The following is a 20844-nucleotide window of genomic DNA, read 5'->3' as shown; positions in this document are numbered from 1 at the left end:
CAGTCAGCTCCAGTTCAGTGCGGCAAGCGCGACCTCACCGCATTGGCCCATCGCGACCGCGGCCCGATTCCAACTGCCAACTGGATTGGCAGCCGGTTTCTTGGCGAAACGAATCGCCAGAAGCTAGTTTCAACAGACCGCTCCCTACTCAGTCAGCCCGACCGTGCGGGCACAAGGAGAGACGAATGCCATCCCTGGATAGTCTGCAATGCCGTCGAAGCCTCGAGGTGAACGGCAAAACCTATCACTACTACAGCCTCCCCGAAGCCGCCAAGCAGCTCGGTGACATCAGCCGCCTGCCGACGTCACTCAAGGTGCTGCTCGAGAACCTGCTGCGCTGGGAGGATAACGTCACGGTGCGCGCCGATGACTTCAGCTCGCTGGCAGTCTGGCTGAAGACCCATACGTCCGAACGCGAGATCCAGTACCGCCCCGCGCGCGTGCTGATGCAGGACTTCACCGGGGTTCCCGCGGTGGTCGATTTGACGGCCATGCGCGATGCGGTGTCGCGCGCCGGCGCCGACCCTCAGCGCATCAATCCGTTGTCACCGGTAGACCTGGTTATCGATCACTCGGTCATGGTGGATCGATTCGGTAGCGACCAGGCCTTCGAACAGAACGTCAAAATCGAGATGCAGCGCAACGGCGAACGCTACGAGTTCTTGCGCTGGGGCCAGCAGGCGTTCGACAACTTCCGCGTGGTGCCACCGGGGACCGGTATCTGCCACCAGGTCAACCTGGAATACCTCGGCCAAGTGGTCTGGACCAAGGAAGAAGACGGCGAAACCGTCGCCTACCCTGACACCCTCGTCGGCACCGACTCCCACACCACGATGATCAACGGCCTCGGCGTGCTGGGCTGGGGCGTGGGCGGTATCGAGGCAGAGGCGGCCATGCTCGGCCAGCCTGTATCGATGCTGATACCCGAAGTGATCGGGATGCGCTTGACCGGCAAGCTCAACGAAGGCGTGACCGCGACCGATCTGGTGCTGACCGTGACGCAGATGCTGCGCAAGCACGGCGTGGTCGGCAAGTTCGTAGAGTTCTTCGGCCCGGGGCTGGACCATCTGCCGCTCGCCGACCGAGCCACCATCGGCAACATGGCGCCGGAGTACGGCGCGACCTGTGGCTTCTTCCCGGTCGACCAGGTGACGATCGATTACCTGCGCCTGACCGGCCGCGACCCGGATCGCATCGCCTTGGTCGAGGCTTATAGCAAGGCTCAGGGCATGTGGCGCGACAGCCAGTCACCCGATCCGGTCTTCACCGCCACACTGGAACTCGACCTCGGCCAGGTGCAACCATCGCTCGCCGGCCCCAAACGCCCGCAGGATCGCGTCTCGCTCGGCGATATCGGCGCCAGCTTCGACCTGCTACTGGAGACCAGCGGCAAGACGCAGCAGGCCAATACGGCGGTCCCGGTCGAAGGCGAAAGCTTCCACCTGAAGCATGGCGCGGTGGTCATCGCCGCCATCACGTCCTGCACCAATACGTCCAATCCCAATGTGCTGATGGCCGCAGGCCTGGTTGCGAAGAAGGCCCTCGAGCGCGGCCTGAAGCGCGCGCCCTGGGTGAAATCCTCGCTGGCACCCGGCTCCAAGGTGGTGACTGACTACCTCGAGCGCGCCGGCCTGACCACCTATCTGGACCAGTTGGGCTTCAACCTGGTTGGCTACGGTTGCACCACCTGCATCGGCAACTCCGGGCCCCTGCCCGAGCCCATCAGCAAGGCGATCACCGACAACGACCTGATCGTGTCCTCGGTGCTCTCAGGCAATCGCAACTTCGAAGGACGCGTTCATCCGCTGGTCAAGGCCAACTGGCTGGCTTCGCCGCCGTTGGTGGTCGCCTTCGCCCTGGCGGGCACCACCCGGATCAACATGGACAAGGAGCCACTGGGCTACGACGAACAAAACCAGCCGGTCTATCTCAAGGACATCTGGCCATCCAGCGCCGAAGTCAACGAGGCGGTCAGCCGGATCGACGGGCAGATGTTCCGCACACGCTATGCGGACGTCTTCAGCGGCGACCAGCATTGGCAATCGATTGCCGTGACCGCGGGCGACACCTACAAATGGAACAGCAACTCCAGCTATGTGCAGAACCCGCCGTTTTTCGAAGACATCGGGCAACCTCCGGCCCCGCCGGCCGACGTGGAGAACGCGAGGATTCTGGCGCTCTTCGGTGATTCCATCACCACCGACCACATTTCGCCGGCCGGTAACATCAAGGCCAGCTCGCCCGCCGGGCTGTACCTGCAGCAGCTGGGCGTCAAGCCGGAAGACTTCAACTCCTATGGCTCCCGGCGCGGTAACCATGAAGTCATGATGCGCGGCACCTTCGCCAATATCCGTATCAAGAACGAGATGCTCGGCGGCGAAGAAGGCGGCAATACCTTTCATCAGCCAAGCGGAGAGCGGATGTCGATCTATGACGCCGCTATGCGCTATCAGGCCGAAGGTGTGCCGCTGGTGGTGGTCGCCGGCAAAGAATACGGCACTGGCTCCAGCCGCGACTGGGCAGCCAAGGGCACCAACTTGCTGGGCGTCAAGGCCGTCATCGCGGAAAGCTTCGAACGGATACACCGCTCGAACCTGATCGGGATGGGCGTGCTGGCGTTGCAGTTCGTTGGCGATCAGAACCGGCAGTCGCTGGGCCTGACCGGCAACGAGAAACTGTCGATTCGAGGCCTGAGCGCCGACATCAAGCCACGTCAACTGCTGACCGTCGACATCGAGCGGGCGGACGGCGCACGGGACAACTTCCAGGTGCTTTGCCGTATCGACACCCTCAATGAGGTTCAGTACTTCAAGGCCGGCGGCATTCTGCACTACGTGCTTCGGCAGCTGATCGAGAGTTAGGAACGGACCGCCTGTCCGACGGGCCCGTTGCAGCCGGCTGCAACGGGCTTTTTTGCGTTCTACGCGCGTGTCGTCGCCCTTAAGTCCTTGGGATATCAGCCGTTACGATGGCTAACACAACGGTCACCGAGTTGGCGTCAATTTGCCACCACGCTATAAGCGCCGCTTCGAGCGGCCCTGACCGATCACGTGGCGACGGCCACCTCGACTGCCAGGCGTATTCCCATGCGAAACAACCAACCCGTTACCCAACGCGAATATGCGTTTCCCGATCAACAACGACTGATTTCCACGACGGATCTGAAAGGCAAGATCACCTATTGCAACGACGTCTTCGCGGAAGTCAGCGGCTATGACCGCGCCGACCTGATCGGCGCTCCGCATAACCTGATTCGCCATCCGGATGTCCCTCCCGCTGTGTTCGCCCATATGTGGGCCACGCTCAAGGACGGCAAACCCTGGATGGGTATCGTCAAGAATCGACGCAAGGACGGTGATCATTACTGGGTCAACGCCTACGTAACGCCGGTGCTCGACATGCAGCGTGCCGTTATCGGTTACGAGTCGGTGCGCACCAAACCCACCCGCGAACAAGTGAAGCGCGCCGAGGCGCTCTATGCGCGGCTGAACGCAGGCAAGAGCGGTGTGCCACAGCGAGACAAGTGGCTGCCCGTCGCCATCGACTGGTTGCCCTTCATCGTGATCAGCCAGATAGGCTTCATGATCGGCGCATGGTTCGATCATGCCTGGGGCTTTGCCCTGGCGGCGCTGCTCTCCGTGCCGCTGGGTCTCGCCGGGCGCCACTGGCAGATGCGCGGCATTCACCGCCTGGTACGGCTGGCCGAGCAATCGACCAGCGACCCCCTGATCGCCCAGATGTATACCGACAGTCATGGCGTTGAAGCCCGCCTGGAAATGGCGATGCTCAGCGAGCATGCGCGCCTCAAGACGTGCCTGACACGTCTGCAGGACAGCGCCGTTCAGCTGCAACAACAGGCCAAGCGTGCTGACGAGCTGGCGCACAGCTGCTCGGATGGCCTGGCTCGCCAGCATCATGAAACCGAGCAGGTGGCAACGGCGATCAACCAGATGGCCGCGACTACCCAGGAGGTCGCCGGCAATGTGGCCCTGACGGCCGAGGCAACCGAGCAAGCCAGCCAGCTTGCCGCGCAGGGTCAGGAAATCAGCGCCCAGACGCGCAAGGCCATCGAACTGCTGGCCCACTCCGTGACAGAAACCGGCGATGCCGTGAACGCACTGGCGCGTAACAGCGACGAGATCGGCACCGTGGTCGACGTCATCAAAAGCATTGCCGACCAGACCAACCTGCTCGCGCTCAACGCGGCTATCGAAGCGGCGCGCGCCGGCGAAAGCGGTCGCGGCTTTGCGGTGGTCGCAGACGAAGTTCGCCAGCTGGCCCAGCGCACCGCGACGGCCACCGGGCAGATCCATCAGCTGATCGAACAACTGCAGCAACAAGCGCGGCAAGCCGTGGGCACCACCGAGCAGGGACGTGCGCAGGCCAGTCGCGGTGTCGAACGGGTCATTGATGCCGACAAGGCGCTGACCGGTATCAGCGATGCCGTCGCGCGCATCATCGACATGACGGCGCAGATCGCCTCTGCGACAGAACAGCAAAGCGCAGTGGCGGACGAGATCAGCCAGAACGTCGGCAATATCGCCAATCTGGCTGATCAGACGTCAGGCGATGCGCAGAGCTCGGCCCTGCTTTCCGAGGATCTGGCGGCAACCGCGCAGTCGCAATACAGCCTGGTGGAGCGCTTCAACCGCTAAACCGGCACGGTCGGCCTTCGCGCAGCAAAGCCAGGCGTTGGATTACGCCCGGCCTTGCTGCGGCTGGCGCAGAAACGTCAATACCAGATCGGCGGCTCGATCCAGGTGCTGGTCATGGGTCAGCCCGGAGCGTTTCAGCGGTTTGAGGTCATGGTCGGCCGCCTCGAGCCACTCCACGTCTATTGCCGACGACAACGCATAGCGCGACACCGTCTGCCGGTCACCGAGCGCGTCGCGCTCGCCCTGAACGATCAGCGTTGGGGTCTGCAGCTCGGCCAGATGGGCCACACGGGGCTTTTCCGGTTTACCTGCCGCATAGAACGGATAACCCAGGCAAACCAACGCATCGGCGACCAGCTCATCGGCCACCAGACTGGCCATGCGCCCGCCCATCGACTTCCCGCCGATCGCCAACCGACCCGCGGTTTGCTGTCGCACCGCCTGGTATACCTCCCGCCATTGCTGCAACAGCTGCGCCTGTGGATTGGGTGGTCGCCTGCCCCCACTGACCCGTCGCTCGGCCATATAAGCGAACTCGAACCGAACCACCGCAATGCCCCGCGCCACAAGCCGCTCCGTTATCTGCTGCATGAACGGGCTGTCCATCGGCGCCCCCGCACCATGCGCCAGAATCAGACTGGCGCACGCCTCGCCTGGCGGCCGATCAGCTCGGACGAACGGAATTTCGCCGGCTTGCGAGTATTGATCGGCGTCAATACCGGCCATTTGCCCATTGCCCATCCTTGCCCCCGCTTTTCAATGAAAGAACTGTCTGCTCACCGCAACAAAAACTGCTCATTACCGTGGATGGAAGCCCATACATGAACACAGCAACCAGTACCGCCTACGACTATAAGGTGGTCCGCCAATTCGCCATCATGACGGTGGTGTGGGGAATCGTCGGGATGGGGCTCGGCGTTTTCATCGCATCGCAATTGGCCTGGCCGTTTCTCAACTTCGACCTACCCTGGACAAGCTTCGGGCGCCTGCGTCCATTGCACACCAACGCGGTGATTTTCGCCTTCGGTGGTTGTGCCCTGTTCGCGACGTCCTACTACTCGGTCCAGCGCACCTGCCAGACCACACTGTTCGCGCCGAAACTGGCCGCCTTCACCTTCTGGGGTTGGCAACTGGTGATCCTGCTGGCGGCGATCAGTCTGCCACTGGGCTACACCAGCTCCAAGGAATACGCAGAACTCGAATGGCCGATCGACATTCTGATCACCATCGTCTGGGTTTCCTACGCCATCGTGTTCTTCGGCACCGTGGCCACGCGCAAGGTCAAGCACATCTATGTCGGCAACTGGTTCTTCGGCGGGTTCATCCTGACCGTTGCACTGCTGCACCTGGTGAACAACCTGGAAGTGCCGGTGACCCTCACCAAATCCTACTCGCTGTATTCCGGCGCGACCGATGCGATGGTGCAGTGGTGGTACGGTCACAACGCGGTGGGCTTCTTCCTGACGGCGGGCTTCCTCGGCATCATGTATTACTTCGTGCCCAAGCAAGCCGAACGTCCGGTGTATTCCTATCGCCTGTCGATCGTGCACTTCTGGGCGCTGATCACCGTTTACATCTGGGCCGGTCCGCACCACCTGCACTACACCGCACTGCCGGACTGGGCGCAGAGCCTGGGCATGGTGATGTCGCTGATTCTGCTGGCACCGAGCTGGGGCGGCATGATCAACGGCATGATGACCCTGTCGGGCGCCTGGCACAAACTGCGTAGCGACCCGATCCTGCGCTTCCTGGTCGTGTCCCTGGCGTTCTACGGCATGTCGACCTTCGAAGGTCCGATGATGGCCATCAAGACCGTCAACGCCCTCTCCCACTACACCGACTGGACCATCGGCCACGTACATGCCGGTGCCCTCGGCTGGGTCGCGATGGTATCGATCGGTGCGCTTTATCACCTGATTCCGAAAGTGTTCGGCCGCCCGCAGATGCACAGCATCGGCCTGATCAACGCGCACTTCTGGCTGGCCACCATCGGCACCGTGCTCTACATCGCCTCGATGTGGGTCAACGGCATCGCCCAGGGCCTGATGTGGCGCGCGATCAACGAAGACGGGACCCTGACCTATTCGTTCGTCGAAGCCTTGGAAGCCAGTCATCCCGGCTTCGTAGTGCGCACGATCGGCGGTGCGATCTTCTTCACCGGCATGTTGCTGATGGCTTACAACACCTGGCGCACCGTAAGCGCCGCCAAGCCAGCCGAATACGCAGCCGCCGCGCAGATCGCCTGAGGAGCCGATAATGAAGAAGCACGAAATACTTGAAAAGAACGTCGGCCTGCTGACCCTGTTCATGGCGCTCGCGGTAAGTATCGGTGGCCTGACCCAGATCGTTCCGCTGTTCTTCCAGGACGTCGTCAACGAGCCGGTCGAAGGCGTGAAGCCCTACACCGCGCTGCAGTTGGAAGGCCGTGACCTGTACATCCGCGAGGGCTGCGTCGGTTGCCACTCACAGATGATCCGCCCGTTCCGTGCCGAGACCGAGCGCTACGGCCACTACTCGGTCGCTGGCGAAAGCGTTTACGACCACCCCTTCCTGTGGGGCTCCAAGCGTACCGGCCCGGATCTGGCCCGTGTCGGTGGCCGCTACTCCGACGACTGGCACCGTGCGCACCTGTACAACCCGCGCAACGTCGTACCTGAGTCGAAGATGCCCTCCTACCCATGGCTCGTGGAAAGCACCCTCGATGGCAAGGATACCGCCAGCAAGATGAAAGCACTGCGCTCGGTCGGCGTGCCCTACAGCGACGATGACATCGCTGCGGCAGGCGACGCGGTCAAGGGCAAAACCGAGATGGACGCTCTGGTGGCTTACTTGCAGGTACTCGGCACGGCGCTGCAGAGCAAGCGCTAGGCCAAGGCTATCGAACAACGACGCGCTGCCGAGGTGGCCGTCAGGGAATAAACATCGCGGGGCAGCTCGAGCGTTCGGGCTGCTCAGGAGTAACAAATGAACGCTTTCTGGAGTGGTTACATCGCCCTGCTCACGCTGGGCACCATTGTCGCTCTGTTCTGGCTGATCTTCGCTACCCGAAAAGGCGAGTCCGCCAGTACTACCGACAAGACCATGGGACATTCCTTCGATGGCATCGAGGAATACGACAATCCGCTTCCCCGCTGGTGGTTCTTGCTGTTCATCGGCACCCTGGTATTCGGCATCCTTTACCTGGTGCTCTACCCAGGCCTAGGCAACTGGAAAGGCGTGTTGCCTGGCTACGAGGACGGCTGGACCCAGACCAAGCAATGGCAACGCGAGGTCGAACAGGCTGACGCCCAATACGGCCCGATTTTCGCCCGCTACTCGGCGATGGATGTCGCTCAGGTCGCCCAGGACGAACGCGCACTGAAAATCGGCGGGCGTCTGTTCGCCAACCATTGCGCGGTTTGCCACGGATCCGACGCCAAGGGCGCCGTGGGCTTCCCTAACCTGGCCGATCGCGAGTGGCGCTGGGGCGGCGATGCCGAAACCATCAAGACCACTATCCTGCACGGTCGCGTAGCGGCCATGCCGGCCTGGGGCCAGGTGATTGGTGAGGAAGGCGTAAAGAATGTCGCAGCTTACGTGCGCAATGGACTGGCCGGCCTGCCGCTGCCTGAGGGCACCGAGGCGGACGTTGCTGCCGGCGCTCAAGTCTTTGCCCAGACCTGCGCGGTCTGCCACGGCGAAAAAGGAACCGGAACGGCGGCCATGGGCGCACCGAACCTGACCAACCCGGGCGGTTGGATCTACGGCTCGAGCCTGCCCCAGCTGCAACAAACCATCCGTCACGGGCGCAACGGGCAGATGCCGGCACAGGAGCAATACCTGGGCAACGACAAGGTGCATCTGCTGGCCGCTTACGTGTACAGCCTCTCGCAACAGCCAGAGCAGATGGCCAAGCGGTAACCTCCCTACAGGGCGGCGTAGTACGCCGCCCTGTGCGAAAACAACTTCGTCGCGAAAACGCCTCCATGCGACGCTCTGTCGCAGACCGCCCGATCCCTCCCCAGTTTGCCTTCTGCCTGCCGGCTTCTATAGTTCTTCCCCATTCGCCGGACTTCCCAGAACTACAAGGCGAAACCCTCGACTCCACACGTCGGCATGACGTGTAAAACGACCCTGCAAAGCGTATGGAAAACGCTTGGAATCAGGGTCCGAACGGCGCGAGATGGCCTGGGCGTTGATTGCATTGCCCCCCTCCTTTCTCCATACTTGCCGCCGTTTTTGCCCCCTTGATATGCCATTAGCGTGGAAGCCTTGCATGAGCACAGCAATAAGTGAGACTGCATATAACTATAAGGTGGTTCGCCAATTCGCCATCATGACGGTGGTTTGGGGAATTATCGGAATGGGCCTGGGTGTGTTTATCGCCGCACAGCTAGTATGGCCTCAACTGAACTTCGACCTGCCCTGGACCAGCTTTGGTCGCTTGCGCCCACTGCACACCAACGCGGTGATTTTCGCCTTCGGCGGCTGTGCGTTGATGGCGACGTCCTTCTATGTGGTCCAGCGCACGTCGCAGGCCCGGCTGTTTTCCGACGGTCTGGCTTCGTTCGTGTTCTGGGGTTGGCAAGCCGTTATCGTGCTGGCCGTCATCACCCTGCCGCAAGGCTTCACCAGCTCGAAGGAATATGCCGAGCTGGAATGGCCGATCGACATCCTGTTGGCGATCGTCTGGATCTCCTACGCGATCGTGTTCTTCGGCACCATCATGAAGCGCAAGGTTGCCCACATCTATGTAGGAAATTGGTTCTACGGCGGCTTCATCCTGGTCACGGCGATGCTGCACATCGTCAACAACCTGGAAGTTCCGGTCACCTGGTTCAAGTCGTACTCGATCTACTCCGGCGCGACCGACGCGATGGTGCAGTGGTGGTACGGCCACAACGCGGTAGGCTTCTTCCTGACCACCGGCTTCCTCGGCATGATGTATTACTTCGTACCGAAGCAGGCTGGCCGCCCGGTCTACTCCTATCGCCTGTCGATCGTGCACTTCTGGGCGCTGATCACCCTGTACATCTGGGCTGGCCCGCACCACCTGCACTACACCGCGCTGCCCGAGTGGGCGCAGAGCCTGGGCATGGTGATGTCGATCATCCTGCTGGCACCGAGCTGGGGCGGCATGATCAACGGCATGATGACCCTGTCCGGCGCCTGGCATAAGCTGCGCACCGACCCGATCCTGCGCTTCCTGGTGGTATCCCTGGCGTTCTACGGCATGTCGACCTTCGAAGGTCCGATGATGGCCATCAAGACCGTCAACGCGCTGTCCCACTACACCGACTGGACCATCGGCCACGTACATGCCGGCGCCCTCGGTTGGGTCGCGATGATCTCCATCGGCTCCATGTATCACCTGATTCCGAAAGTGTTCGCTCGTGAGCAGATGCACAGCATCGGTCTGATCAACGCGCATTTCTGGTTGGCCACTATCGGCACCGTGCTCTACATCGCCTCGATGTGGGTCAACGGCATCACCCAGGGTCTGATGTGGCGTGCGATCAACGAAGACGGCACCCTGACCTACTCCTTCGTCGAAGCACTGGAAGCCAGCCATCCCGGCTACATCGTTCGGGCACTGGGCGGGGCGTTCTTCGTCACCGGTATGTTGCTGATGGCTTACAACACCTGGCGCACTGTGCGTGCCGCCAAGCCGGCCGAATTCGAAGCCGCTGCGCAGATCGCCTGAAGGAACGGATAAATGAAGAATCATGAAATAGTTGAAAAGAACATCGGTCTGCTGACCCTGTTCATGATCCTCGCGGTAAGTATCGGTGGCCTGACGCAGATCGTGCCGCTGTTCTTCCAGGACGCCGTCAACGAGCCGGTTGAAGGCATGAAGCCGCGCACCGCGCTGGAACTCGAAGGCCGTGACATCTATATCCGTGAAGGCTGCGTTGGCTGCCATTCGCAGATGGTCCGTCCGTTCCGTGCCGAGACCGAGCGCTACGGCCACTACTCGGTCGCTGGCGAAAGCGTCTACGACCATCCGTTCCTCTGGGGCTCCAAGCGTACCGGTCCTGATCTGGCACGCGTCGGTGGCCGCTACTCCGACGACTGGCACCGTGCGCACCTGTACAACCCGCGCAACGTCGTACCGGAGTCGAAAATGCCTTCCTACCCCTGGCTGGTAGAGAACAAGCTGGACGGCAAACACACTGGCGACAAGATGGTAGCCCTGCGCAGCGTTGGCGTGCCTTACACCGACGAAGACATCGCCGGTGCCAAGGACGCGGTCAAAGGCAAAACCGAAATGGATGCCCTTGTCGCCTTCCTGCAGAGCCTTGGCACAATTCTCACCAACAAACGGTAACGCACCATGGATATCGGGACTCTTCGCGGCCTGGGCACCATTATTGTCTTCGTCGCCTTTGTCAGCGTCGTGCTCTGGGCCTATAGCAGCAAGCGCAAGAAAGGCTTCGACGAAGCCGCCAATCTGCCCTTCGCCGACGAGCCCGACACCAAGAAGCGTGATGAAGAAGCTTCCAGGAGTAAGAAATAAATGACCACGTTTTGGAGTTGGTACATCACCCTGCTGAGCCTGGGGACCATTGCCGCACTGGTCTGGCTGCTGCTCGCGACTCGCAAGGGACAACGCCACAACAGTACCGAAGAAACCGTTGGCCATTCCTATGACGGCATCGAGGAATATGACAACCCGCTGCCACGCTGGTGGTTCATGCTGTTTGTTGCCACGGTGATCTTCGCGCTCGGTTACCTGGCCCTGTATCCAGGCCTGGGCAACTGGAAAGGCATGCTGCCGGGCTACGAAGGCGGCTGGACCCAGGTGAAGGAATGGCAACGCGAGATGGATAAGGCGAACGAGCAGTACGGTCCGCTTTACGCCAAGTTCGCAGCAATGCCGGTGGAAGAAGTCGCCCAGGATCCGCAAGCGTTGAAGATGGGCGGCCGTCTGTTCGCCTCCAACTGCTCGGTATGCCATGGCTCGGACGCCAAAGGCGCCTATGGCTTCCCCAACCTGACCGATAACGACTGGCTGTATGGCGGTGAGCCTGAGACCATCAAGACCACCATCATGGGTGGCCGTCAGGCAGCGATGCCGGCATGGCGCGACGTGTTGGGCGAAGAAGGTATTCGCAATGTTGCCGGTTACGTTCGTAGCCTGTCCGGTCGTGACGTTCCCGAGGGCATCAACGCCGACATTGAGCAAGGTCAAAAAATCTTCGCAACCAATTGTGTAGCTTGTCATGGTCCTGAAGGCAAAGGTACGCACGCCATGGGCGCGCCGAACCTGACCGACAACACCTGGCTATACGGTTCGAGCTTCGCACAGATCCAACAGACCCTGCGCTATGGCCGGAACGGCCGCATGCCAGCCCAGCAAGACCACCTTGGCAACGACAAAGTGCACCTGCTGGCCGCTTATGTGTACAGCCTCTCGCAAAAGTCGGAGAACTGATCCGAACGATTCAGGCGCGACCGACGGTCGCATCTGACATCGACTATCGAGGCGTACCATTCGCAGCAGGTAAGCAAAAGATCCCGGCCGGCATGTATCGGCCGGGACACTCACCCTTCCGCCGTGGTACGTAATCGATGTCCCAGCAAATTCCCGTTCGTGATGTGACGCCCCCGTCGAAGGTCAATGCTTCATCGGACCTCTACGCCGCTCGCGAAAAAATCTACACCCGCGCCTTTACCGGCCTGTTCCGCAATTTGCGACTGGTTGGCGGCGGCCTGCTTTTCATTCTCTATTTCGGAACCGTGTGGCTGACCTGGAACGGTCGTCAGGCGGTGTGGTGGGATTTGCCCGAGCGCAAGTTCTACATCTTCGGCGCCACCTTTTGGCCCCAGGACTTCATCCTGCTCTCGGCGCTCCTGATCATCTGCGCCTTCGGACTCTTCTTCATCACCGTATTCGCCGGCCGCGTCTGGTGCGGCTACACCTGCCCGCAAAGCGTGTTCACCTGGGTGTTCATGTGGGCGGAAAAAGTCACCGAGGGTGATCGCAACCAGCGCATGAAGCTGGACAAGGCGCCGATGAGTGCCAACAAATTTTTGCGCAAGTTTGCCAAGCATTCGATCTGGCTGTTCGTCTCGCTGGCGATCGGCATTACGTTCGTCGGCTACTTCACCCCTATTCGCGATCTGGTGCCGGATCTGTTCACGCTTCAGGTTGGCGGCTGGGCAGCCTTCTGGGTTGGCTTCTTCACCCTGGCGACCTACGGCAACGCCGGCTATCTGCGCGAGCAGGTGTGCATCTACATGTGCCCTTATGCCCGCTTCCAGAGCGTGATGTTCGACAAGGACACGCTGATCGTCTCCTACGACCCACGGCGTGGCGAGCGTCGCGGCCCGCGCAAGAAGGATGCCGACTACAAGGCCATGGGGCTCGGTGACTGCATCGACTGCACCATGTGCGTGCAGGTCTGCCCCACCGGCATCGACATCCGGGACGGCTTGCAGATCGAGTGCATCGGCTGCGCGGCGTGCATCGACGCCTGCGACACCATCATGGACAAGATGAATTACCCGCGCGGGCTGATCAGCTACACCACCGAGCACAACCTTTCCGGGCAAACGACCCACCTCGTGCGGCCACGCCTGATCGGATACGCGGTCGCGCTGATAGCGATGATGAGCGTGTTCGGCTATGCGGTCAGCGATCGCTCGCTGGTCAAGCTCGACGTGCTCAAGGATCGGGTGCTGTATCGCGAAAACGAGCAAGGCAGAATCGAGAACGTTTATACGCTGAAGGTCATGAACAAGGCGCAGAACGAGCAGACCTTCATCATCGAGGCCACCGGATTGGACGGCCTGCAGTATGAGGGGCGCCGGGAAGTGCATGCCGAGGCCGGCGAGCTGGTTACCATCCCGGTAGAACTGTCGGTGGCCCCAGAGAAGCTTCCCTCGAGCACCAACGAAATCGTCTTCCACGTGCGATCGGCAGATGATCCGTCCATAGAAGATGCATCGGACAGCCGCTTCATCGGCCCGAGCATTCGCTGAATAGGTAGTACATGAGCCATTCTGAGCAAGAGAACACCCGTTGGTATACCCAGTTCTGGGCCTGGTTCGTCATAGCCATTCTGCTGGCATCGGTGATTCTCGGCACATCGATGCTGACCATCGCGATCCGAAACTCCGACACCCTGGTCTCGGACAACTATTACGATGCCGGCAAGGGTATCAACCAGTCGCTGGAGCGCGAGAAGCTCGCCGAACGTCTCCAGGTGCGCGCCCAGGTGACGCTCAATGACGATCGTGGCCTGGCCGAAGTGCAACTGAGCGGTCACAGCGGCCCCCAGCAACTGGTCCTCAACCTAATCTCGCCGACCCAGCCAGAGCGTGATCGCCGCATCGTCCTGCAGCCACAGGGCAACGGCTTTTACCAAGGCCAGATGCAGGAACCGGTAACCGGCAGGCGTTTCGTCGAACTGCTCGGCCGCGAGGGTGATCAGGACTGGCGCCTGTTCGAAGAGAAGGAAATCGTCACCGGACAGACGCTCGAGCTGAGCTACTGACCGGTCGATGGCAAGCCCAACCCCCTGCTATCACTGCGGGCTGCCGGTGCCGGCCGGCAGCACCTTTCACGCCCGTGTGCTCGGTGAGCAGCGGGCGTTGTGCTGCCCGGGCTGCCAAGCCGTTGCGGAGGCGATCGTCCAAGGTGGCCTGGAAAGCTACTACGTGCATCGCAGCGACACCTCCGCCAATCCCGGCGCCTTGCCGCAGGCGCTGACTGACGAGCTGGCACTCTACGACCGCGAAGACGTGCAGCAACCCTTCGTACAACACGAAGGTGAGCAGGCCAGCACCTCCCTGCTGATAGAAGGGATCAGCTGTGCCGCTTGTGGATGGCTGATCGAAAAGCATCTGCGGGGCCTCGAGGCCATCACCGAGGCCAGCCTGAACCTTTCCAACCATCGCCTGCGCGTACGCTGGAACGATGCGTCCATGCCACTCAGCGAGTTACTTGCCGAGTTAAGACGCATCGGTTACGCGGCGCACCCCTACCAGGCCGACCAGGCGGCAGAACGTCTCGCCCAGGAAAACCGGCGCAGCATGCGCCAGCTGGGAGTGACGGGGCTGTTGTGGATGCAGGTGATGATGGCAACCATGGCCACCTGGCCCGAGTTCAACCTCGATCTGTCAGCCGGCATGGCCAGCATTCTGCGCTGGACGGCGCTGCTGCTGACGACACCCATCGTGTTTTACTGCTGCACCGACTTTTTCAGGGGCGCGCTGAGGGATCTGCGCACCCGGCACCTGACCATGGATGTGTCCGTGTCGCTGGCTATCGGTGGCGCCTATGTCGCCGGAATCTGGTCGACCGTGACCGGTCAGGGAGAGCTGTACTTCGATGCCGTGGGGATGTTCGCCTTGTTCCTGTTGGCCGGACGCTTTCTCGAACGTCGCGCCCGCGAGCGCACGGCTGCCGCAACCGCACAGCTGGTCAACTTGCTGCCCGCATCCTGCCTCAGGCTCGATGAGGCCGGCCAGACGACGCGTATTCTCCTGAGCGAGCTGCAGCTCGGCGACCGCGTGCTGGTACAACCCGGCACGCTGATCCCGGCCGATGGCGTTATCGTCAGCGGGCACTCGAGCGTCGACGAATCGGTGCTCACTGGCGAATACCTGCCACAGGCGAGGAGCACGGGCGATACCGTTACCGCCGGCACGCTTAACGTAGAAGGCGGCCTGACCGTGCAGGTCCAGGCGCTGGGCGACAATACCCGTCTGTCTGCCATCGTCGGCCTGCTGGAGCGCGCTCAATCGGACAAGCCCCGGCTGGCGGAGCTGGCCGACCGGGTGGCGCAGTGGTTTCTCGTCATCGTACTGCTGAGCGCGGCCGTCGTTGGCATCGTCTGGTGGCAGATCGATCCGCAGCGTGCCTTCTGGATCGTTCTCGCCTTGCTGGTTGCGACCTGCCCCTGCGCTCTGTCACTGGCAACACCGACGGCCCTGACCACCGCTACGGGCACGTTGCACAAGCTGGGGCTGTTGCTCACGCGCGGCCATGTGCTCGAAGGGCTCAATCACATCGACACGGTGGTTTTCGACAAGACCGGCACGCTGACAGACGGCCGCCTGACCCTTGGTGAAGTGCGCCCGTTGGCGGAACTGGATGCCGATACCTGCCTGGCGCTGGCCGCTGCGCTGGAAAACCGTTCGGAACACCCGATCGCCAAGGCATTCGGCCGCGCACCACAGGCCGCCGACACCGTCGGGAGCGTTCCCGGGCTGGGCCTGCAAGGTTCGGTCGGCGGACGCACGCTGCGCATCGGTCAGCCCGATTTCGTCGCAGCGGGCTACGGGGCGAAGGCTCCAGCCATCCCGGGGCGCGAGGGTCAATGGTTGTTACTAGGCGACGCGACAGGACCGCTGGCCTGGCTGGTACTCAGCGATCGCCTGCGCGAGGACGCACCTACCCTGCTGCAAGCCTGCAAGCGCCGCGGCTGGAAAACGGTCCTGCTGTCTGGCGACAGCTCGCCAATGGTTGGCGAGATCGCGCAGCAGCTCGGCATCGAGTCGGCCCACGGCGGTCTGACGCCAACGGACAAGCTCGATTATCTGCAGCGGCTGCAAGCCGAAGGACGCCGCGTATTGATGGTCGGTGACGGCGTCAATGACGCACCGGTGCTCGCCGCTGCCGATATCAGCGTGGCCATGGGGTCGGCGACCGACCTGGCCAAGACCAGCGCCGATGCCGTCCTGCTCGGCAATCGCCTCGATACCCTGGCGCAGGCCTTCGTGGTGGCACGGCGTAGCCGCCGAATCATCATCGAAAACCTGGCCTGGGCGAGCCTCTACAACGGGCTGGTCCTGCCGTTTGCGGCCATCGGCTGGGTCACCCCGCTCTGGGCGGCGCTGGGCATGTCAGCCAGTTCGCTGATGGTCGTGCTCAATGCCCTGCGCCTGGCCCGCATCCCCACCAACCGACAGGCCAGTCGTGGCGTAGGATAGGACTGCTCCGACCCGCCCTGCCGTATCGTTACTGGGAGGCCCCATGGCCGCGCTATACATCTTGATTCCTGTCGCCGTGATATTGGTCGCCTTGGCCATCTGGGTATTCTTCTGGGCGGTCGACAGCGGTCAGTACGACGATCTCGACGGCCCGGCACACAGCATCCTGTTCGACGAGGAAGACCCGAAGCACCGCGCCGGCATCGAACAGGCCGACGGTCGCGATGAGGAGAAATCCAATCGTGACTGACCTGCTGCCGCAGCTGGCTTCGGCGCTGGTACTCGGGCTGCTCGGAGGCGGGCATTGCCTTGGCATGTGTGGCGGCCTGATGGGCGCCTTGACCATGGCGATCCCGGTGGAACAACGCGGCAAGCGCTTGCGACTGCTAGTGGCGTATAACCTGGGGCGCGTGCTCAGCTACGCTTCGGCCGGCCTGCTCATCGGCCTTGCCGGTTGGGCGGTGGCCAACAGCCCAGCGGCCATGGCGCTGCGCGTCGTCGCTGCGCTGCTGCTGATCTCCATGGGACTGTATCTGGCCGGCTGGTGGAGCGGTCTGACGCGCGTCGAAGCCGTGGGTCGTGGCTTGTGGCGGCATATCCGTCCATTCGCCAGTCGGCTGATGCCGGTCAAGAGCGTACCCCGAGCCCTGTTGCTCGGCGCGCTATGGGGCTGGCTGCCGTGCGGTCTGGTCTACAGCACCCTGCTGTGGGCGGCAAGCCAGGGCGATGCCACGGAAAGTGCCTTGTTGATGTTGGCGTTCGGCCTCGGCACTTGGCCGGTGCTGCTGGCCACTGGCCTGGCCGCCGAACGGCTCATGGCCGTGTTGCGCAAACGCGGCGTGCGGATACTGGGGGGCATAATGGTGATTCTATTCGGCTTGTGGACCATGCCCGGTCCGCATCAAGACTGGCTGATGGGCCATGGCGGCGGCAGCGCCGAACCGCAGCCAGCCATGCATCATCATTGAAACGCCGGGCAGGCCAGCGCCAATGCGCTGCTCGCCCGCCGACCCGCTCTCGCTCAAGGCTCTTTTGGCAGCTGGCGCTTGTGCGCCGACTTGTCGTAGGTCTCGATGATGATGCGCGCCGCCTCGTCTGGCACTGGCTGACCCTGCAGAAAGGCATCGATGTTCTGGTAGGTCACACCATGGGCGGCTTCGTCCGGTTTGCCGGGAGACAGATCCTCCAGATCAGCGGTCGGGACCTTCTTCACCAGTTGCTCGGGCGCGCCCAGGGCGGCGGCCAGCTCTCGGACCTGATGCTTGACCAACCCCGCCAAGGGCGTCAGATCACAGGCGCCGTCGCCGAACTTGGTGAAAAAACCCATCACCGCCTCGGCCGCATGGTCGGTACCGATCACCAGCCCCTGGCGCGCATTGGCAATCGTGTACTGAGCCACCATGCGCATCCGCGCCTTGGTGTTGCCGAGCACGAAATCACGCTTTTCGGGCGTGAGAGGCTCAAGTGCCTCGGTCGCCCGCGACAGCCCGAGCACGGCGGCACCGATGTTGACCGTATGACATTCGTCCGGCTTGATCGTATCGACCGCCAGCTGTGCCTCGTCTTCATCATGCTGAACCTGATACGGCAGGCGGACGGCAATGAAGCGGTAATCATCGCCCTCGCCTGCGGCGCGCATGCCTTCGACCGCACGCTGCGCGAGCATGCCGGCAGTGGTGGAGTCCACACCACCGCTGATACCGAGCACCAGTGTCTTCATCCCCGAGTCGCGCAAACACGACTGGATGAAGGCCACCCGCCGCTCGATTTCAGTCTGTACGGCGGCTGGACCGTCAAAGGGTGGGCAGACGTTGAGTGCGGCAGCGATCTCTTGCTGGCGGGCGTGCATGAGTTTCTCCTGTGCGGGTGAGCAATCTGGAATGCTAGTTTGACTAATCGACCACAATCCAGCGAATAAATCTCCTGCCTTGTTACCGCCAGTCTCGGCGTCTCCTGTAGGTCCGGACTCGCTTGATACAGGTCAAGTCTGCCCAGCGGCGTGCACCCTAGAATCCCGTCACCCCACTCAACCGAGAACGTGAGATGCTCGACGCCATTCGCTGGGATGCCGATCTGATCCATCGTTACGATCAGGTTGCGCCGCGCTACATGACCTACCCCACGCCAGTCCAGTTCAGTGGCAAGCTGGGCTCGTTCGACCTGCTGCACGCGCTGCGTCGCAGCCGGCAGGCCAATCGGCCACTTGCGCTGTACGTCCATCTGCCGTTCTGTACCAAGGCCTGTTACTACTGTCGCTGCAACAAGGTCATCACCGACGATCGCAGTCGCGCATTGCCCTACCTCGAGCGGTTGGAGAAGGAAATCGAACTGATCGCCTGCCATCTGGGTGACGACCAGGTCGTGGAACAGCTGCACGTCGGTGGCGGTACGCCGACCTTTCTCAGTCATGGCGAGCTGCGTCGCGTAATGGCGCATCTGCATAGGCATTTTCATCTGCAGGATGACGATCACGCCGACATCAGCATCGAGATCGATCCACGCGAGGCAGACTGGCCAACGATGGGGTTGCTGCGCGAGCTGGGCTTCAACCGGGTCAGCATCGGACTGCCGGACCTGGATCCGGACGTGCAGCGCACCATCAACCGACTGCAGACGCTCCAGCAGACCCAGACGATCATCGAGGCCGCTCGGACGCTGCAATACCGCACGATAGACCTCGATCTGCTCTATGGACTACCCCTGCAAACACCGGAAACCTTCGCGCGCACACTCGAGACGGTGATCGCACTGCAGCCGGACCGGATATCCGTGTCCAGCTACATGCACTCGCCAGAACGCTACATGGCGCAACGACGGATCAACGCAGCCGACCTGCCCTCCGACGAGCAGTTGCTCGCGATGCGGCAGCACGCGGTGAAGCAGCTCGGCCGTTCCGGCTACCGCTATATCGGCATGGATCACTTCGCGCTACCCGATGACGAGCTGGCAATGGCGCAGGAAGACGGCACGCTGCAGCGCAACTATCAGGGCTATACCACGCATGGCCACTGCGACCTGATCGGCCTGGGCGTATCGGCCATCAGCCAGATCGGCGACCTGTACGTTCAGAACAACAGTGACCTGACCCTCTACCAGCAAGCGCTGGACCAAGGCCAACTGCCCACGGTGCGCGGCGTGCGCTGCAGTCAGGACGACCAGATCAGGAAGCACGTCATCCAGGCCCTGCTATGCAATTTCGAGTTGCATATCGGGGAGCTAGAAGCGCTCTACAAAATCGACTTCAAGACCTATTTCCAAGCCAACTGGCCCGCCCTCGAACAGATGGCCGCGGACGGACTCATCGTACTCAGCGAAGACGTCCTCCGCATTCAGCCCGCCGGGCGGTTGTTGGCCAGTGTGGTCTGCATGCAGTTCGATCACTACTTGCCGTCACGACCTGTTCCGTATATGAGCCGCGCGATCTAGTCCAAGCGTCGCCTGCGACCCTTGTACCAATTGGCCTAAGGCCTCCGCCTGAGTTAATCTTGCGCGTCCCGTAGGGTTTTTCAGGAACCGCCAATGTCCGAGTCGATCAAGGTCCGCAAGCAGCCGCAAGCGCATTGCAAGGACTGCAGCCTTTCCGGCCTGTGCTTACCGCTTTCATTGAACATGCAGGACATGGAAGCGCTGGACGACATCGTCAAGCGCGGGCGCCCGTTGAAGAAAGGCGAAATGCTTTTCCGTCAAGGCGATGCGTTCAGCTCGGTGTTCGCCATCCGCTCCGGAGCGCTGCGGACATTCAGCGTCACCGACGCCGGTGAAGAGCAGATCACCGGCTTCCATCTGCCCAGCGAGCTGGTTGGGCTGTCGGGCATGGATACCGAGACCTACCCAGTCTCCGCGCAAGCGCTCGAGACGACATCGGTCTGTGAAATTCCATTCGAGCGTCTCGACGAACTCAGCGTTTTGTTGCCGCAGCTGCGCCGTCAACTGATGCGCATCATGAGCCGCGAAATTCGTGACGATCAGCAGATGATGATGCTGCTGTCGAAGAAGACCGCCGATGAGCGGATCGCGACCTTCCTGGTCAATCTGTCGGCACGCTTCAGCGCGCGCGGGTTTTCCGCCAACCAGTTCCGTCTGCCCATGTCGCGCAACGAGATCGGCAGTTACCTGGGCCTGGCGGTCGAAACGGTCTCCCGCGTGTTCACTCGTTGCCAAGCCAATGGCCTGCTGGAAGCTGAAGGCAAGGAAGTCCGCATCCTCGATTCCATTCGTCTATGCGCCCTGGCGGGCGGCAACATGGACGCCTGAGGCGTCCGGAGCCCGT

Annotated in this window: 18 protein-coding genes; 16 read left to right on the top strand and 2 right to left on the bottom strand. The window is 61.9% G+C overall.

Features of this window, described 5'->3' with window-relative positions:
• The first annotated feature begins 185 nt into the window (after positions 1 to 185).
• Positions 186 to 2861 (top strand): aconitate hydratase AcnA, encoded by a 2676-nt coding sequence (gene acnA, locus KVO92_RS00595; protein ID WP_217473747.1) that lies wholly within the window; start codon positions 186 to 188, stop codon positions 2859 to 2861.
• A gap of 225 nt (positions 2862 to 3086) precedes the next feature.
• Positions 3087 to 4655 carry a methyl-accepting chemotaxis protein gene (locus KVO92_RS00590; RefSeq protein ID WP_217473746.1) on the top strand — a complete coding sequence of 523 codons (1569 nt, stop codon included), beginning with the start codon at positions 3087 to 3089 and terminating at the stop codon, positions 4653 to 4655.
• A gap of 42 nt (positions 4656 to 4697) precedes the next feature.
• Here the strand turns inward: KVO92_RS00590 and KVO92_RS00585 are convergent, their stop codons facing one another.
• Positions 4698 to 5396 (bottom strand): alpha/beta family hydrolase, encoded by a 699-nt coding sequence (locus tag KVO92_RS00585; RefSeq protein ID WP_217473745.1) that lies wholly within the window; start codon positions 5394 to 5396, stop codon positions 4698 to 4700.
• A gap of 80 nt (positions 5397 to 5476) precedes the next feature.
• Here KVO92_RS00585 and ccoN (KVO92_RS00580) point away from each other — a divergent pair, with 80 nt between their 5' ends.
• From ccoN (KVO92_RS00580) to KVO92_RS00525, 12 genes are all read left to right on the top strand, one after another.
• Complete coding sequence (ccoN, locus tag KVO92_RS00580) at positions 5477 to 6901, top strand: cytochrome-c oxidase, cbb3-type subunit I (protein ID WP_217473744.1); 1425 nt, start codon at positions 5477 to 5479, stop codon at positions 6899 to 6901.
• A gap of 10 nt (positions 6902 to 6911) precedes the next feature.
• Complete coding sequence (gene ccoO, locus KVO92_RS00575; RefSeq protein ID WP_217473743.1) at positions 6912 to 7523, top strand: cytochrome-c oxidase, cbb3-type subunit II; 612 nt, start codon at positions 6912 to 6914, stop codon at positions 7521 to 7523.
• Positions 7524 to 7619: 96 nt separating this feature from the next.
• Positions 7620 to 8555: a cytochrome-c oxidase, cbb3-type subunit III gene (ccoP, locus tag KVO92_RS00570; protein WP_217473742.1), complete on the top strand. Its 936-nt coding sequence runs from the start codon at positions 7620 to 7622 to the stop codon at positions 8553 to 8555.
• 355 nt (positions 8556 to 8910) lie between these two features.
• Positions 8911 to 10338, top strand: coding sequence for a cytochrome-c oxidase, cbb3-type subunit I (gene ccoN, locus KVO92_RS00565; protein ID WP_217473741.1), 1428 nt, complete (start codon positions 8911 to 8913; stop codon positions 10336 to 10338).
• Positions 10339 to 10350: 12 nt separating this feature from the next.
• Positions 10351 to 10962 (top strand): cytochrome-c oxidase, cbb3-type subunit II, encoded by a 612-nt coding sequence (gene ccoO, locus KVO92_RS00560; RefSeq protein WP_217473740.1) that lies wholly within the window; start codon positions 10351 to 10353, stop codon positions 10960 to 10962.
• Positions 10963 to 10968: 6 nt separating this feature from the next.
• A complete protein-coding gene (locus KVO92_RS00555) occupies positions 10969 to 11151 on the top strand; it encodes a cbb3-type cytochrome oxidase subunit 3 (protein WP_217473739.1) in 183 nt (60 codons plus the stop codon).
• Entirely contained in the window at positions 11152 to 12069 is a 918-nt protein-coding gene (gene ccoP, locus KVO92_RS00550) for a cytochrome-c oxidase, cbb3-type subunit III (protein ID WP_217473737.1), read from the top strand.
• 137 nt (positions 12070 to 12206) lie between these two features.
• Complete coding sequence (gene ccoG / locus KVO92_RS00545; protein WP_217473735.1) at positions 12207 to 13619, top strand: cytochrome c oxidase accessory protein CcoG; 1413 nt, start codon at positions 12207 to 12209, stop codon at positions 13617 to 13619.
• 11 nt (positions 13620 to 13630) lie between these two features.
• Positions 13631 to 14134, top strand: coding sequence for a FixH family protein (locus tag KVO92_RS00540; RefSeq protein ID WP_217473734.1), 504 nt, complete (start codon positions 13631 to 13633; stop codon positions 14132 to 14134).
• Positions 14135 to 14141: 7 nt separating this feature from the next.
• Positions 14142 to 16574, top strand: coding sequence for a heavy metal translocating P-type ATPase (locus tag KVO92_RS00535; protein WP_217473733.1), 2433 nt, complete (start codon positions 14142 to 14144; stop codon positions 16572 to 16574).
• Between the two features lie 43 nt (positions 16575 to 16617).
• Entirely contained in the window at positions 16618 to 16824 is a 207-nt protein-coding gene (gene ccoS / locus KVO92_RS00530) for a cbb3-type cytochrome oxidase assembly protein CcoS (protein WP_217473732.1), read from the top strand.
• On the top strand, positions 16817 to 17542 hold the full coding sequence (locus KVO92_RS00525) for a sulfite exporter TauE/SafE family protein (protein ID WP_217473731.1): 726 nt from the start codon (positions 16817 to 16819) through the stop codon (positions 17540 to 17542). Before ccoS ends, KVO92_RS00525 begins: the two co-directional genes overlap by 8 nt.
• A gap of 53 nt (positions 17543 to 17595) precedes the next feature.
• Here the strand turns inward: KVO92_RS00525 and nadE are convergent, their stop codons facing one another.
• Positions 17596 to 18423: an ammonia-dependent NAD(+) synthetase gene (gene nadE / locus KVO92_RS00520; RefSeq protein WP_217473730.1), complete on the bottom strand. Its 828-nt coding sequence runs from the start codon at positions 18421 to 18423 to the stop codon at positions 17596 to 17598.
• Between the two features lie 194 nt (positions 18424 to 18617).
• On the opposite strand from nadE, the gene hemN reads away from it, so the two are divergent.
• Together hemN and fnr are read left to right on the top strand one after the other, a co-directional pair.
• The gene (gene hemN / locus KVO92_RS00515; protein WP_217473729.1) at positions 18618 to 20000 is read left to right on the top strand and encodes an oxygen-independent coproporphyrinogen III oxidase; all 1383 of its coding nucleotides are present in this window, start codon (positions 18618 to 18620) and stop codon (positions 19998 to 20000) included.
• 93 nt (positions 20001 to 20093) lie between these two features.
• Positions 20094 to 20828 (top strand): fumarate/nitrate reduction transcriptional regulator Fnr, encoded by a 735-nt coding sequence (gene fnr / locus KVO92_RS00510; protein WP_102850835.1) that lies wholly within the window; start codon positions 20094 to 20096, stop codon positions 20826 to 20828.
• Positions 20829 to 20844 lie beyond the last annotated feature (16 nt).

Source organism: Stutzerimonas stutzeri (assembly GCF_019090095.1).
Lineage (GTDB): Bacteria > Pseudomonadota > Gammaproteobacteria > Pseudomonadales > Pseudomonadaceae > Stutzerimonas > Stutzerimonas stutzeri_AN.
The sequence above is the reverse complement of the archived record's forward strand: the minus strand, read 5'-3'. Positions and strand labels throughout refer to the sequence as shown.

Coding starts and splice junctions, on each gene's coding strand:
- fnr (WP_102850835.1), top strand. CDS start 20,094: ATGTCCGAGTCGATCAAGGTCCGCAAGCAGCCGCAAGCGCATTGCAAG.
- ccoP (WP_217473742.1), top strand. CDS start 7,620: ATGAACGCTTTCTGGAGTGGTTACATCGCCCTGCTCACGCTGGGCACC.
- acnA (WP_217473747.1), top strand. CDS start 186: ATGCCATCCCTGGATAGTCTGCAATGCCGTCGAAGCCTCGAGGTGAAC.
- nadE (WP_217473730.1), bottom strand. CDS start 18,423: ATGCACGCCCGCCAGCAAGAGATCGCTGCCGCACTCAACGTCTGCCCA.
- hemN (WP_217473729.1), top strand. CDS start 18,618: ATGCTCGACGCCATTCGCTGGGATGCCGATCTGATCCATCGTTACGAT.
- KVO92_RS00535 (WP_217473733.1), top strand. CDS start 14,142: ATGGCAAGCCCAACCCCCTGCTATCACTGCGGGCTGCCGGTGCCGGCC.
- KVO92_RS00585 (WP_217473745.1), bottom strand. CDS start 5,396: ATGGGCAATGGGCAAATGGCCGGTATTGACGCCGATCAATACTCGCAA.
- KVO92_RS00590 (WP_217473746.1), top strand. CDS start 3,087: ATGCGAAACAACCAACCCGTTACCCAACGCGAATATGCGTTTCCCGAT.
- ccoS (WP_217473732.1), top strand. CDS start 16,618: ATGGCCGCGCTATACATCTTGATTCCTGTCGCCGTGATATTGGTCGCC.
- ccoG (WP_217473735.1), top strand. CDS start 12,207: ATGTCCCAGCAAATTCCCGTTCGTGATGTGACGCCCCCGTCGAAGGTC.
- ccoO (WP_217473740.1), top strand. CDS start 10,351: ATGAAGAATCATGAAATAGTTGAAAAGAACATCGGTCTGCTGACCCTG.
- KVO92_RS00540 (WP_217473734.1), top strand. CDS start 13,631: ATGAGCCATTCTGAGCAAGAGAACACCCGTTGGTATACCCAGTTCTGG.
- KVO92_RS00555 (WP_217473739.1), top strand. CDS start 10,969: ATGGATATCGGGACTCTTCGCGGCCTGGGCACCATTATTGTCTTCGTC.
- ccoN (WP_217473744.1), top strand. CDS start 5,477: ATGAACACAGCAACCAGTACCGCCTACGACTATAAGGTGGTCCGCCAA.
- ccoN (WP_217473741.1), top strand. CDS start 8,911: ATGAGCACAGCAATAAGTGAGACTGCATATAACTATAAGGTGGTTCGC.
- ccoO (WP_217473743.1), top strand. CDS start 6,912: ATGAAGAAGCACGAAATACTTGAAAAGAACGTCGGCCTGCTGACCCTG.
- ccoP (WP_217473737.1), top strand. CDS start 11,152: ATGACCACGTTTTGGAGTTGGTACATCACCCTGCTGAGCCTGGGGACC.